Consider the following 12,424-nt stretch of genomic DNA (forward strand, 5'->3'; position numbering starts at 1 on the left):
GCGGGCCCACGAGGTCTTCGGCGTCGACCGGGCGTTGCTGATCACTCAGGACTGGCATCTGCCGCGGGCGCTGTATCTGGCGCTGGCGGCGGGCATCGAGGCTCAAGGGTGCGTGGCGCCCTCGTCCCCGGTGGCGGGAGAGTGGCGGCTGCGAATACGGGAGTGGCTGGCGCGGGTGGCGATGCTGGGCGATCTCTACCTCTGGCACCGCAAGCCGCACTTTCTCGGCCCACGCGAGCCGATTCGCCTCGTCGGCGGCGGCTGAGGCTCAGCGCCGCGAGCGGGGCTTCTGCAGCTTGTAGAGCTCGCGGATCAGCGCCCGGCAACCCTTCCAGCAGCGCTCGATGACCGGCTCCATCTCGTCGGGCAGTGGGTGGGTGTAGAGCGTCGACAGCGACTGCATGACCACGCGCTCCTGCTCGAGCAGCTCGCCGACCAGCACCTGGCTGTCGTCTCCGACGAAACTCTTCAGGCGGCTCCATAGCCAGAGATAGTCATCGCGCTCGACATCGGCGTCGCGCGGCAGGAGGTTGAGGTGCTGCTTGGCGAGCTTCTGCAGCTCACGCATCGCCTCGCCCCGCTCCTCGTAATGAGGCTTCAGAGCATCGCGCAGCGTGGGGCGCAGGCGCTCGAGGTTGTCCTGGAAGTAATCCAGGCTGTCGGCCAGCGCTTCCAGTACGTTGTCCATCGCCACCTGGCGATTATCGAGAAACATGGGCGGTCACCTCCTCCGGTGACGCAGATTGTGCGGCTCGAAACAGTGTTTTGCTACCCCCGGAACGAAGAAATTGTGTGTTTCCATTCCGGGGGCGTGACAGGGGTATCGGCCGACTGCGGCGCGGCTTTAATTCCGTGTCAGCCCTTGGGCTTGGGCGGTGCCTTGCGCGGCGTGGCGGCGTGCTTCTCGAGGTGCTCGATGATCAGGCCGGCGATGTCGCGCCCGGTGGCCGTCTCGATCCCCTGCAGCCCCGGCGACGAGTTGACTTCCATGATCACCGGCCCGTGGTTGGAGCGCAGCAGGTCGACGCCGGCCACCCGCAGGCCCATCGCCTTGGCGGCGCGGATCGCCGTGGAGCGTTCCTCCGGGGTGATGCGGATCACGCTGGCGCTGCCGCCGCGATGCAGGTTGGAGCGGAACTCGCCGTCGGCGGCCTGGCGCTTCATGGACGCCACGACCTTGTCGCCGATCACCAGACAGCGAATGTCGGCGCCGTTGGCTTCCTTGATGTATTCCTGAACCATGATGTTGGCCTTCATGCCCATGAAGGCCTGGATCACGCTTTCCGCCGCCTGGTTGGTTTCGGCCAGCACCACGCCGATGCCCTGGGTGCCTTCCAGTAGCTTGATGACCAGCGGGGCGCCCTTGACCATGGTGATCAGGTCGGGGATGTCGTCGGGAGAGTGGGCGAAGCCGGTCACCGGCAGGCCGATGCCCTTGCGTGACAGCAGCTGCAGCGAACGCAGCTTGTCGCGGGAGCGGGTGATGGCCACGGAGTCGTTGAGCACGTAGGTGCTCATCATCTCGAACTGGCGCAGTACCGCGCAGCCGTAGAAGGTGACCGACGCGCCGATGCGCGGGATCACGGCGTCGAAGCGTTCCAGCTCACCGCCCTTGTAGTGGATCGAGGGCCGATGCGAGGCGATGTTCATGTAGCAGCGCAGGGTGTCGATCACCCGCACCGAATGCCCCCGTGCCTGCGCCGCCTCGATCAGTCGGCGCGAGGAGTACAAGTTGCGATTGCGAGAAAGCAGGGCGATATGCATGTTGTGACTCCGGAGCGGACGAAAGGGCAGGCGTGACGAGTTCAGGGCTCGCCGTGGAGAAAGGCGGCACCGGGCGCGACGAGCAGGCGTCGCATGGCGCGCCGACCCAGCAGCATGGGGTGGCGCATGTCGCTGCGGTCGGTCAGGCTCAGTTCGACCGGGTATTCGAGGTCGCCGAGCCGCATGAGCGTGCGAATCACATAGCGCCATTCGGCCTGGCCGTTGGAGCTGGTCACGCGACGGCGATCATGCAGGTGCAGGCGTACCGCGTGCGGCGGGCTGTCGGGGCCGCTGCCACGGGTCAGAAAGCTGATCCAGACATGGCCGTGTTCCTCGAAGGTCTCGATCTCCTCGGCATGCAGGGCGGAGGTACGCGCTCCCGTATCGGCCTTGCAGCACAGCGTCAGGCCAATCTCCGGCAGGGTGACCATCTCGCGGCGGCCGATCACGGCCTTGGCATGATAGGGCAACGCTTTCATGGGCGAACACCGGGTTTCAGCGATTGAGGGCATGCAGACGGCGCCCGACCGGCGACTCGGGGTCGACCTGGCGCAGCGTCATCAGCAACGGTAACCGCAGTCGCGGGATCAGGGCCAGATCGCGGACCACCTTCATGAAAGGGCCCTCGCCCTGGCCGGCGAGCACGTCGAGAAAGCGTGGCAGACGCTGGGCGTCTTCCAGATGCGCCCAGCCGCGCGCAGCGATCGCGGCGAGCAGGTCCGGCCCGGCGGCAGCCGCATCGCCCAGCAGGCCATCGTACCAGCGGCCGACCCGTTGCGTCTCGCCCTGACCCACGGCGCGCACGCAGGCGCAGAAGGTTTCCAGGTCGCCCTGCGCGGCGGCGGTCTCGCCCCGGGCGATCAGGGCGTCGGTCAGCGCGGGGGCGGGCACGACATGCTCCAGAGCGTGGCACAGCGGGCGCAGTGCCGCCACCGGCAGAGCGGGCAGCTGCCGGGCGAGCTGGGCCGCCTGCTCGGCATCGTGGCGCACGCAGAAGTCGGCGATGCCCTGGAGGCCCAGCGCCTGCCAGCCGTCGGCCGGCAACTGGCCGGTCAGATAGGCTTCAGCCAATTCAAGATGCTCGCTGGCGCTCCGGTCGAGATCGGCACTGGCACGGGCGTGCAGCACGGCGCGCTGGGTGATCTCCGGCGTGAAGGCCAGCGGGTTGTCCTGCATCAGGTTGTCGATGCGCTCGCCATCCCCCGTCTCGATCCCTCCGGCGAGCCGCTCGGCGGTACGCCCCAGGGTCTCGAGGAGACGTTGCAGGAAGGCGTCTCTCGGCACCGGGTCGATATGTCCCTGCTCGTCGAGCGGGAGCGCCAGGAACCATACCAGGGGGTCGCTTTCCGGACTCAGCTGAAACACGCAGGCCAGCTGCGCCTGGCCGAGCCAGGGCTGCGGCCAGCCCTGTTCGCCGCTCTCGAAGGCAACGAGGGTTTCGGCCGGGCAGGGGGCGACACGGCGTCCCATCGTATAGAAATGCGTACGCGCGCCGGTGCGGGTGAAGAAGTCGCTAAGCGTATGTATCGGCTGCATGGCGTCCTCATGGTTGGCGGCGCACTGTAGCGCGTCGCGGCCTGGCTTTCCAGCCTTGCGCAGCGCGGTTGATCATTCTTTGAACGATGCGCCGGAAACAGCATGAATCGGGCATCGGCGCGACTTTTCCCGCGGTTGTCCACAGGGTCTTTCAGGGCTTCTGTGCATTATCGCGATGGCGGGGTTCGGTTGGCCCCTCGGGGGTACGCGGGCGATAATGAGGTAGGTTTCACCACGGAGTTGTCATGACCACTCATCAGGAACTCGAGCAGGCGCTCGAGAATCTCGAATCGACGCTGCGCAGCGTCGACCTCTGGAACACCGCCCGGCCCGAGCCCGAGGCCTTCGACAGCCGCGAGCCGTTCTGCGTGGATACCATGGCGCTGCCCCAGTGGCTGCGCTACGTCTTCATTCCGCGCCTGCAGGCGCTGGTCGATGCGCGGGCCGCCATGCCGGCGACCTGTCAGGTGGCGCCGGCCGCCGAGGCCTACCTGAAGGACTCGCGGACCAGTACCCGCGTGCTGGTCGTGTCGGCGATCGCCGAGGTGGATCGCGTCGTCACGGAGGGCTGACATGGCCTACTACTTTGCCTACGGCAGCAACATGAACGTGGCGCGGGTGGCCGCCCGGATCGGCGAGACGCGCCGGGCACTGCCCGCCGTGCTCGAGGCACATGGCCTGCGCTTCGACAAGGCGTCGCGTATCCCGGGTATCGCTCATGCCAACGTGGCGCCGGCGTCGGGAGAGCGGGTCGAGGGGGCGCTGTTCGAGCTGTGCGAGCCCGCGCAGATCGAGCGCATGGATCCTTTCGAAGGGGTGCCGCACGATTATCGGCGCGAGCGCTGTACCGTGCAGACCACCGAAGGGCCGATCGAGGCGTGGATCTATATCGCCCGGCCGGAGCGCACGAAGCCGGCATTGAAGCCGGCCCGCGAATACCTCGAGCATCTGCTGGCCGGCAGGCCGTTCTTGTCCCGTGACTATCACGACCGGCTGGCCGCGGTGGACGCCGTGGATGGGCTGTGCGAGGCGACGCTGGCAGTGCTTGGGCTGTCCCGGCGCTCGCCGCGCTGAGCCGACCCCGTCAACGCAGAACGCCGGCCCTCGTGAGGGCCGGCGTTGTCGTTGCTGCGTGTTGTTGCCACGGCGGGTCAGAAGTTGAGCGTCACGCCACCGCCCACGATGACCGGGTCGGTATCGAGCTCGCCGCTGTTGCCGGCGTAGCTGTAGTCTGCGTCGACATCGGCGTAGGACGCGAAGCCGTTGAACGACAGGTTCTTGGTGACCACCAGGTCGACGCCCACTTCGCCCTTCGGCGCCCAGGTGTTGTCGACGTTGAGGCCGCTGCTTTCCCCGGAGAAGCGCGTGTAGTTGGCGCCCACCCCGGCATAGGGCTGGATGCGGGAATCCAGACCGCCCAGCGGGTAGTACTCGACCATCAGGTCGATCGGCTGGCTGTCGACATTGGCATCGACCCCCGGGCCGCTCAGCGAGTGTTCGAACTTGTCGCTGCCACCCAGGGTGACACCCACCTTGTCGTGCAGCATGTAGCCGACGCTGCCCACGAAAGCGCTGTCGTCGCCGATCTCGACGCCGGCATTGTCGCCGTCGGAGTGGTTTTCGGCGTAGCCGCCGCGGATCAGCACGTCGCCGGCCTCATAGGCCAGGGCGGCCTGGGATGCAGCAATGAGACCACCGGCGAGCAGAGTTGCGGAAAGCCGTTTCAGCTGGGTCATGGGAACCTCCTTCTTTGCCATGTAGGCGACATCCGTTGTCCGAGTCGCTTTCTACTCGTAAGGAAACGCTGTTTCCTAACTGTGGCTGCAGTATAGGAAACGCTGTTCGAAATTGTCATGTAAAAAAATGTATCTTTTTGGAGAGATTGATTTAAGAGGATCGCGAGCCACGGTCTTGCCGTGGGCCGCTTGGCGAAAATCGCCCTGGAAAGCTTAACTGGAGGGGAAGGACAGGGGGGAGAACCGCATGGACAGGGCGATGTATCGTCAGCTGCCGCGACTGCTGGCGCTGGGCTGGGCCACGCTGATGGCGCTGGTGCTGTTGTGGCATCCGGAGGTCATCCGGGGCATCGCGATGCCGTGGCGGCTGCCGCTGTGGCTGCTGGGCGTGGCGGCGCTGGGCATCGGCTTCGCCCATGGGGCCGGGCTCACGGCCGGGCGCGCACGCGGGCCACGGTACCTGGCAAGTCGCGGCTGCTGGGTACTGCTCGCCGTGTTCTCGCTGCTGGTGCTGTGGCGGCTCTAGGGCGGCCTGCAAGCGGTTTTCGTGTCGTCAGGCGTATCACAACGGAAAAGGGCTCCCGGAGGAGCCCTTTCAGACCGCGTGGCGTCGTCAGACGCTGCCTTCAGCGAGGAATCTGCTGATATTCTCCCGCGTCGGCCGTCACGCTGCTCACCACCAGAATGGCGAGGAAGGAAGCGATGAAGCCGGGGATGATCTCGTAGATGCCGGGGCCGCTCAGGAAGGAAGCGTCCCAGCCCAGGGAAATCCAGATCATGACGGTGACGGCGCCCACGATCATGCCGGCGATGGCGCCCGTGCCGTTGGTGCGTGACCACATCAGCGACAGGATGATCAGCGGGCCGAAGGCGGCGCCGAAGCCGGCCCAGGCGTGACTGACCAGCCCCAGGACCTGAGAGTTCGGGTCGGAGGCGATGATGACGGCGACCACGCCTACCAGCACGACGCTGATCCGGCCCACGGTGACGGTTTCCTTGTCCGTGGCGTCCTTGCGCAGGAACAGCCGGTAGAAATCCTCGGTCAGCGAGGAGGAGGAGACCAGCAGCTGGCTGGAGATGGTGCTCATGATGGCCGCCAGCAGGGCGGCATAGAGGAAGCCGGTGATCAGCGGGTTGAACAGCAGGTCCGCGAGGATGATGAAGATCGTCTCGGGGTCTTCGACATTCATGCCGTTGCGGACCGCATAGGCCCGGCCGAAGATGCCCAGGGAGATTGCGCCGATCAGCGAAATGAGCATCCAGCTCATGCCGATGTTACGGGCTACCGGCACCTCCTTCAGGGTGCGGATGGCCATGAAGCGCACGATGATGTGCGGTTGCCCGAAATAGCCCAGCCCCCAGGTGACCGCCGAGAGCCAGCCGATAAAGGTCAGTCCCGAGGTCCACGAGAGCAGGTTGGGATCGACCTCGTTCAGGGTCTGCGAGGCCTGGGAGAACCCGCCGCCGCCTTCGCCGAAGAGGACGACCAGCGGCATGATCACCAGGGCCAGCATCATGATGCAGCCCTGCACGAAGTCCGTCATGCTCACGGCCAGGAAGCCGCCGACCACGGTATAGGCCAGCACCACGCCGAGGGTGAGGATGACGCCCGTCGCATAGTCGCTCAGGCCGCCGATGTTGATGACCCCCGCGAACGCACTTTCGAACAGCTTGCCGCCCGCGACCAGGCCCGATGCCGTGTACACCGCGAAGAACACGACGATGACGATGGCGGATACCGTGCGCAGCGACAGCGCCCGGGTCGGGAACCGGTTGGCGAGGAATTCCGGAATGGTAATGGCATTACCGTAGTGAACCGTCTGTTCGCGAAGACGGGGCGCCACCAGGGTCCAGTTGAAGAAGGCCCCCACCAGCAGGCCGATACCGATCCAGGCCGAGCCCAGGCCGGACACGAACAGCGCCCCGGGCAGGCCCAGCAGCAGCCAGCCGCTCATGTCCGAGGCGCCGGCCGACAGGGCGGCCACCTTGGGACTCAGGCCTCGGCCCCCGAGCATGTAATCTTCCGATGAAGAGGTCGCCTTGCGCATTGCATAGATGCCGATGGCAATCATGAGCACAAAGTAAGCAATTAGACTGATCCAAACACCGATAGCCATGGAGCGTCTCCAGTTAATCAGGACGGACTAGCGTCGACCGGTCAGCGGGTCTTGCGTGCGGAATCCGGCCGTGGCAAGCATTGTTTATGTAAGCCTTTAGCGATTCAAGACAGGCGATGACGCCGGTCCGGTTTCACCGCCGGGAGGCGCATGGAGGTAGTGTCGGTAGTCAGCTTTTTTTTAACCATGGTGGGTCGTCCTTCTTCAGTTATTGTTGTCAAGCGCCGAAAGGATCCTGCGTTTCGGGAAGGCGATCGGCAAGACCTTTTCGCACGCCTCCGTCCAGCGGGCGGGGCTCGAGGCCCCGCCCGACGGCCTGTCGCTCGGGTCAGTCATCACCCAGCGCGAGCAGGGACGCATTGCCGCCCAGGGCGGCGGTGTTGATGGTCAGCGCCTTTTCGGTGGCGAAGCGCAGCAGGTAATGCGGCCCGCCGGCCTTGGGGCCGGTTCCGGAGAGCCCCTGGCCCCCGAAGGGCTGGACGCCGACCACGGCCCCGATGATATTACGGTTCACGTACACATTGCCTACCCGAACTTTCTGCGCGATGGCCTCGGCGAAGGATTCGTTGCGGCTGTGCACCCCGAACGTCAGGCCGTACTGCTTGGCGTTGATCGATTCGATGACCCCTTCGATGTCGCTGGCCCGGTAGCGCACGATGTGCAGGATCGGGCCGAACTGCTCGCGCTCCAGCGCGTCGATGCCGTCGATCTCGAAGGCGGTCGGCGCGACGAAGGTGCCCTCGGCGGTCTTGGCCGGGTCCAGCTCGGTCTCGGCGATCAGCCGGTTCTCGCCCTTGAGCCGCTCGATGTGGGCCTGCAGCCCCTGGCGGGCGTCGTCGTCGATCACCGGGCCGACATCGGTGCCCAGGTGGCGGGGGTCGCCGACGTGCAGCTCGGCCATCGCGCCCTTGAGGATCTGGATCACCCGGTCGGCGATATCTTCCTGGAGGTAGAGCACGCGGAGCGCCGAGCAGCGCTGACCGGCGCTCTGGAACGCCGAGCGGATGACGTCGGCCACCACCTGTTCGGGCAGGGCGGTGGAGTCGACGATCATGGCGTTGAGGCCCCCGGTCTCGGCGATCAGCGTGGGCAGCGGCGCGCCTTCACGGTCGGCCAGCGAGCGGTTGATGAGCTGCGCGGTATCGGTGCCGCCGGTGAAGGCCACGCCGGTGATGCGGGCATCCGAGGTCAGCACGCTGCCCACGGTGGGACCGTCGCCGGGGAGCAGCTGCACCACGTCGCGCGGCATGCCGGCTTCGTACAGCAGCTCGACGACGCGGTGGGCGACCAGCGAGGTCTGTTCGGCGGGCTTGGCCAGCACGCTGTTGCCGGAAACCGCCGCGGCGACCATCTGGCCGCAGAAGATCGCCACCGGGAAGTTCCACGGGCTGATGCAGGCGAAGACCCCCTTGCCGCCCATGATCAGCTGGTTGGATTCGCCGGTGGGGCCGGGCAGCGCCATGGGTTCGGCGAACAGCTCGCGGGCCCGGTTGGCGTAGTAGCGACAGAAATCCACCGCCTCGCGGATCTCGTCGACGCCGTCGGTGAGCAGCTTGCCCCCCTCGCGGGAACACAGCGTCATCAGCTCGGCGAGGTTGGCCTCCATCAGGTCGGCAAAGCGTTCGAGAATCTGCGCGCGCTCCTCGACCGGCGTGGCCTCCCAGCGCGGGAAGGCCGCCCAGGCGGCCTCCACGGCCTGCTTCGCCTGCTCGGCGGTGGTCCACTGCACGCTGCCCACCACCTGACGCCGATCGTAGGGGCTGAGTACCTCATGGCGCTGGGCATCGAGGGTATCGACCTCGAAGGCCAGCAGCGGCTTGACGTGGTACTGCGTGTCCATGAAGCCGTCCATGGCGCTGGTCAGCGGCCGGTAGTGGCTCCAGATATTGAGGTTCACGCCGTGGGAGTTGCGCCGGCCGGCGCCATAGATGTCCCTGGGCAGCGGAATGCGCGGGTTGGCATAGGTGTCGTACTGGCGCAGGCTTTCCACCGGATGCACGCACAGCGATTCGACCGGCACCCGCGGGTCGACCAGCTGGTGAACGAACGAGGAGTTGGCGCCGTTTTCCAGCAGCCGGCGCACCAGGTAGGGCAGCAGGTCCTTGTGGGCACCGACCGGCGCGTAGATGCGGCAGTAGGTGCCCTTGGGGGCGCGTTTCAGGGCGGCGTCGTAGAGCGCCTCGCCCATGCCGTGCAGGCGCTGGAACTCGAAGGCGCGGTCGGCGTCGTTGGCCAGCTCCAGGATGGTGCTGATGGTGTGGGCATTGTGCGTGGCGAACTGCGGGAAGATCCGCCCGCGGGTGTTCTCCGAGAGCAGGAAGTGGGCACAGACCAGGTAGGCGACATCGGTGTTGGCCTTGCGGGTGTAGACCGGATAGCCGTCGATGCCCAGCTGCTGGGACTCCTTGACCTCGGTGTCCCAGTAGGCGCCCTTGACCAGGCGCAGCGGAATCTCGTCGCCCTGCTGGTCGGCGAGGCGGTTGATGTAGTGCAGCACCGGCAGCGCGCGCTTGGCGTAGCCCTGCACCACCAGGCCGAAGTGACCCCAGCCCTTGGCGGCGTCGCTCTCGTAGACGGCGCGGAAGACCTCCAGGGACAGCTCGAGGCGGTCCACTTCCTCGGCATCGATGGTGACCGCCACGTCACGCTCGCGGGCCATGGCGACCAGCTGCTTCACGCTGTCGACCAGCTCGACGAGGATCTGCTCGCGACGCCCGAACTCGTAGCGTGGATGCAGCGCCGAGAGCTTGATCGAGATCGACGGCGCCGGCGTCCTGGCGTCGAGCTTCTGGCTGACCGCGCCGACGCGCTCGATCGCCTTGGCGTAGTCGTCGAAGTAGCGCCGGGCGTCGTCGCGGGTGCGCGCCGCCTCGCCGAGCATGTCGTAGGAGTAGGTGTAGCCCTTGTCGAACAGCGGCTGGGAGCGCTTGAGCGCCTCGTCGACGGTGCGACCGAGCACGAACTGGCGGCCCATGATCTTCATCGCCTCGACCATGGCGCGGCGGATCACCGGCTCGCCCATGCGATTGACCAGCTTGTTGATGAAGGTGGCCGGCTTGCCCTCGCGGGGCTTGTCGAGCTGGATCACCCGGCCGGTCATCAGCAGGCCCCAGGTGGAGGCGTTGACGAACCAGGACTCGCTCTGGCCGACGTAGGATTTCCAGTCGGCCGGCCCCAGCTTGTCCTCGATCAGGGCATCGGCGGTGGCCTTGTCGGGGATGCGCAGCATGGCCTCGGCCAGGCACATCAGCATCAGCCCCTCGTGGGTGTCGAGGCTGTACTGCTGGAGGAGTTCGTCGATGGAGTCGACGGCGGTGTCCATCTCGCGGACTTCCCGAACCAGGTCGGCGGTCTTGTCGGCGATGCGCTGGAAATCCTCGTCATCGGCCTGGAGGAAGGCGACCAGCTCGCGCATGAAGGCGTCTTCGTCGACGATGTAATGCTCGCTCACTCGGTCGAGCAGCGCGTTCAGGTCCTGTTGCCAGGTCTGCTGGTCCAGCATGGTCTTGGCTTCGAGCATGAGAAGACCCCGTTATCAGGTAGTGACTCGGGCGCAGCCGGGCCCGACGGTGGCAATGCCGTTCCCCCGTCGTCCGTGACGAGCTCTGCAACGCCGGAATCCCCGGCTGCGAACACCAGGGTGCGAGAAGCGATTCTGTAATGGCTTGAATTTAGAGTGGGAGAGATTGCGGCGTCTTGCCAATTTCTTGGCCGGCATTGTCAAAAAGCCGGAAAGTGTGTCCTGTCGTGGTCTTTTTTAGACCAAGGTCGAAGATGATCGCGGCCGATCACGCCGTGTTCCGGGCGGGCACGGCCGGCGCACGGGCACGCTGGCAGCGGCTTGCGCGGCGATTCAGCGGCTCAGCCGTCTGGGCGAGGCGGTGGCGACTCGGGTCAGGCGCCGATGCCGGCGCAGGCGACCCGGGGGCTCGTTGAAGACGCGGCGGAAGGCATGGGACAGCGCGCTCTGGCTGGCAAACCCCGTCCGGGCGGCAATCTCGTTCAAGGGCAGCGGCGAATCGGTCAGCAGCTCCCGGGCGGCATGAAGGCGCTGGCGCAGCACGTACTGGTAGGGGGTGACGCCGGTCTGTTGGCGGAAGCACTCGCTGAAGTGCGCCACGCTCAGGCAGGCGCGTTCGGCCAGATCGGCGACGGCGAGGCGCCGGTCGAGATTGCGCTGGATGAAGGTGTCGATGTCCGCCAGGTCGATGCGTCGCCGCGAAGCCGGCATGGTGTCGGTTTCGGGAAGGCGGGCGCGCAGACAGCCGAGAAAGGTGGCCGCCAGCAGATCGCCCGGTGCCGGCCGGGGTTGCGTGAGTTCCTGCAGCAGGAAATTCAGGTAGGCGCGCAGTGGGTCATCGAGTGCAAAGAAGCGCGGGGCGTCGAACAGCCGGGCGTGCTCGCGGTGGGCCCCGGACAGCGCCGGGGCATCGTCCGGCAGGTCGAGGATCAGCTGCCGGTTGGTGCCGATGCCCTCGTAGTAGTGCACGTAGTTGGCCGGCACGATGCAGCCGGAGAGTGCCTCGATGCGCCCGCCCAGGCCTTCGATCTCGAAGTCGGCGTGCCCGTCGAGGCCGATCACGATCTGGTGGAAGTCATGATCGTGATGCTTGATGGTGTTGTCGAGCGGCGTCAGTCGCAGCGTGCTGGTCATGGGCCGACCTCGTGACGACGGGAGTGCCATTGTAAGCGCTCGGCCGCGGCGACGGTAGGCTCAGAACTCGCGGCGGCCCTCCTCGAGGGCCAGGCGGGCGGCCAGGTGGTCGCGCAGCACGGTCAGCTCCTCGCGTCCGGTGCGCGACAGCAGCGAGCCGCCCTGCTGGGACCGCAGGGAGCGGCCGTGCTCTTCCATGATGCGCTGCGCGCTGCGGCGCACCCCCTCGAGATAGGCGTCGTGACGGATCGGATAGCCGACCACGGTATGCCATTCGGACTCGGAGGCCTGGCCGTTGAGCACGCGCTCGAACAGGCGCAGCAGGTGCTGCGGTTCGGTCCGGTAACGCGGAGTGCGCGCCAGCATCAGCATGGCGATGCTGCCGCCGACGACGAGCAGGGTGACGAGGAAGATCAGCAAATATAGCGCCATGGAGACAGGCCGAAAGGTTGAGAGCGGGCGACGGGAGTCGATCGGGTGGCGCACCACCGGGCTGGCGCACCACCGGGCTGGCGCACCAGATCGCGACCCTTGGGATTATGCAAGGAATCTGGAGCGGGCAACGAGATTCGATCGGATGGCGCACCACCGGGCTGGCGCACCAGATCGCGACCCTT

Annotated in this window: 13 protein-coding genes; 4 read left to right on the forward strand and 9 right to left on the reverse strand. The window is 66.5% G+C overall.

Going from position 1 to position 12,424, the window contains the following annotated elements; all coding sequences use genetic code 11:
• The coding region (locus tag ACTCB7_RS07370) for a SanA/YdcF family protein (protein WP_463006156.1) at window positions 1-265 on the forward strand (265 nt) is incomplete at its 5' end.
• A gap of 3 nt (window positions 266-268) precedes the next feature.
• Here the strand turns inward: ACTCB7_RS07370 and ACTCB7_RS07375 are convergent.
• The 4 genes from ACTCB7_RS07375 to ACTCB7_RS07390 form a co-directional block, all read right to left on the reverse strand.
• Window positions 269-715: a hypothetical protein gene (locus tag ACTCB7_RS07375; protein ID WP_163647500.1), complete on the reverse strand. Its 447-nt coding sequence runs from the start codon at window positions 713-715 to the stop codon at window positions 269-271.
• Between the two features lie 140 nt (window positions 716-855).
• Window positions 856-1,764, reverse strand: a complete 909-nt coding sequence (gene rimK, locus ACTCB7_RS07380; RefSeq protein WP_163647499.1) for a 30S ribosomal protein S6--L-glutamate ligase — start codon at window positions 1,762-1,764, stop codon at window positions 856-858.
• A gap of 41 nt (window positions 1,765-1,805) precedes the next feature.
• A complete protein-coding gene (locus tag ACTCB7_RS07385) occupies window positions 1,806-2,243 on the reverse strand; it encodes an ATP-dependent zinc protease family protein (RefSeq protein ID WP_163647498.1) in 438 nt (145 codons plus the stop codon).
• Between the two features lie 16 nt (window positions 2,244-2,259).
• Window positions 2,260-3,300 carry a DUF3549 family protein gene (locus tag ACTCB7_RS07390; RefSeq protein WP_463006157.1) on the reverse strand — a complete coding sequence of 347 codons (1,041 nt, stop codon included), beginning with the start codon at window positions 3,298-3,300 and terminating at the stop codon, window positions 2,260-2,262.
• Between the two features lie 245 nt (window positions 3,301-3,545).
• Here ACTCB7_RS07390 and ACTCB7_RS07395 point away from each other — a divergent pair, with 245 nt between their 5' ends.
• Together ACTCB7_RS07395 and ACTCB7_RS07400 are read left to right on the forward strand one after the other, a co-directional pair.
• Window positions 3,546-3,872, forward strand: coding sequence for a YqcC family protein (locus ACTCB7_RS07395; protein WP_224420912.1), 327 nt, complete (start codon window positions 3,546-3,548; stop codon window positions 3,870-3,872).
• A gap of 1 nt (window position 3,873) precedes the next feature.
• Window positions 3,874-4,374 carry a gamma-glutamylcyclotransferase family protein gene (locus ACTCB7_RS07400; RefSeq protein ID WP_463006158.1) on the forward strand — a complete coding sequence of 167 codons (501 nt, stop codon included), beginning with the start codon at window positions 3,874-3,876 and terminating at the stop codon, window positions 4,372-4,374.
• A gap of 77 nt (window positions 4,375-4,451) precedes the next feature.
• Here the strand turns inward: ACTCB7_RS07400 and ACTCB7_RS07405 are convergent, their stop codons facing one another.
• Window positions 4,452-5,036 (reverse strand): OmpW/AlkL family protein, encoded by a 585-nt coding sequence (locus tag ACTCB7_RS07405; RefSeq protein ID WP_463006159.1) that lies wholly within the window; start codon window positions 5,034-5,036, stop codon window positions 4,452-4,454.
• A gap of 247 nt (window positions 5,037-5,283) precedes the next feature.
• Between ACTCB7_RS07405 and ACTCB7_RS07410 the strand changes: the two genes are divergently transcribed.
• The gene (locus ACTCB7_RS07410; RefSeq protein ID WP_463006160.1) at window positions 5,284-5,562 is read left to right on the forward strand and encodes a hypothetical protein; all 279 of its coding nucleotides are present in this window, start codon (window positions 5,284-5,286) and stop codon (window positions 5,560-5,562) included.
• A gap of 100 nt (window positions 5,563-5,662) precedes the next feature.
• Here ACTCB7_RS07410 and putP read toward each other — a convergent pair whose 3' ends face one another.
• The 4 genes from putP to ACTCB7_RS07430 all read right to left on the reverse strand — a co-directional run bounded on the left by putP (window position 5,663) and on the right by ACTCB7_RS07430 (window position 12,239).
• Window positions 5,663-7,153 (reverse strand): sodium/proline symporter PutP, encoded by a 1,491-nt coding sequence (putP, locus tag ACTCB7_RS07415; RefSeq protein WP_463006161.1) that lies wholly within the window; start codon window positions 7,151-7,153, stop codon window positions 5,663-5,665.
• Window positions 7,154-7,481: 328 nt separating this feature from the next.
• Window positions 7,482-10,673: a bifunctional proline dehydrogenase/L-glutamate gamma-semialdehyde dehydrogenase PutA gene (gene putA / locus ACTCB7_RS07420; protein ID WP_463006162.1), complete on the reverse strand. Its 3,192-nt coding sequence runs from the start codon at window positions 10,671-10,673 to the stop codon at window positions 7,482-7,484.
• 333 nt (window positions 10,674-11,006) lie between these two features.
• Entirely contained in the window at window positions 11,007-11,807 is an 801-nt protein-coding gene (locus tag ACTCB7_RS07425; protein WP_463006163.1) for a helix-turn-helix domain-containing protein, read from the reverse strand.
• A gap of 60 nt (window positions 11,808-11,867) precedes the next feature.
• Window positions 11,868-12,239: a hypothetical protein gene (locus tag ACTCB7_RS07430; protein ID WP_163647489.1), complete on the reverse strand. Its 372-nt coding sequence runs from the start codon at window positions 12,237-12,239 to the stop codon at window positions 11,868-11,870.
• Window positions 12,240-12,424 lie beyond the last annotated feature (185 nt).

The sequence above is a fragment of the Modicisalibacter sp. genome (genome assembly GCF_055145905.1).

Bases quoted from the DNA above. Each gene is read 5' to 3' on its own strand.
- ACTCB7_RS07385 (WP_163647498.1), bottom strand. From the start codon at position 2,243: ATGAAAGCGTTGCCCTATCATGCCAAGGCCGTGATCGGCCGCCGCGAG.
- ACTCB7_RS07375 (WP_163647500.1), bottom strand. From the start codon at position 715: ATGTTTCTCGATAATCGCCAGGTGGCGATGGACAACGTACTGGAAGCG.
- ACTCB7_RS07430 (WP_163647489.1), bottom strand. From the start codon at position 12,239: ATGGCGCTATATTTGCTGATCTTCCTCGTCACCCTGCTCGTCGTCGGC.
- ACTCB7_RS07390 (WP_463006157.1), bottom strand. From the start codon at position 3,300: ATGCAGCCGATACATACGCTTAGCGACTTCTTCACCCGCACCGGCGCG.
- ACTCB7_RS07410 (WP_463006160.1), top strand. From the start codon at position 5,284: ATGGACAGGGCGATGTATCGTCAGCTGCCGCGACTGCTGGCGCTGGGC.
- ACTCB7_RS07425 (WP_463006163.1), bottom strand. From the start codon at position 11,807: ATGACCAGCACGCTGCGACTGACGCCGCTCGACAACACCATCAAGCAT.
- rimK (WP_163647499.1), bottom strand. From the start codon at position 1,764: ATGCATATCGCCCTGCTTTCTCGCAATCGCAACTTGTACTCCTCGCGC.
- putP (WP_463006161.1), bottom strand. From the start codon at position 7,153: ATGGCTATCGGTGTTTGGATCAGTCTAATTGCTTACTTTGTGCTCATG.
- ACTCB7_RS07395 (WP_224420912.1), top strand. From the start codon at position 3,546: ATGACCACTCATCAGGAACTCGAGCAGGCGCTCGAGAATCTCGAATCG.
- putA (WP_463006162.1), bottom strand. From the start codon at position 10,673: ATGCTCGAAGCCAAGACCATGCTGGACCAGCAGACCTGGCAACAGGAC.
- ACTCB7_RS07400 (WP_463006158.1), top strand. From the start codon at position 3,874: ATGGCCTACTACTTTGCCTACGGCAGCAACATGAACGTGGCGCGGGTG.
- ACTCB7_RS07405 (WP_463006159.1), bottom strand. From the start codon at position 5,036: ATGACCCAGCTGAAACGGCTTTCCGCAACTCTGCTCGCCGGTGGTCTC.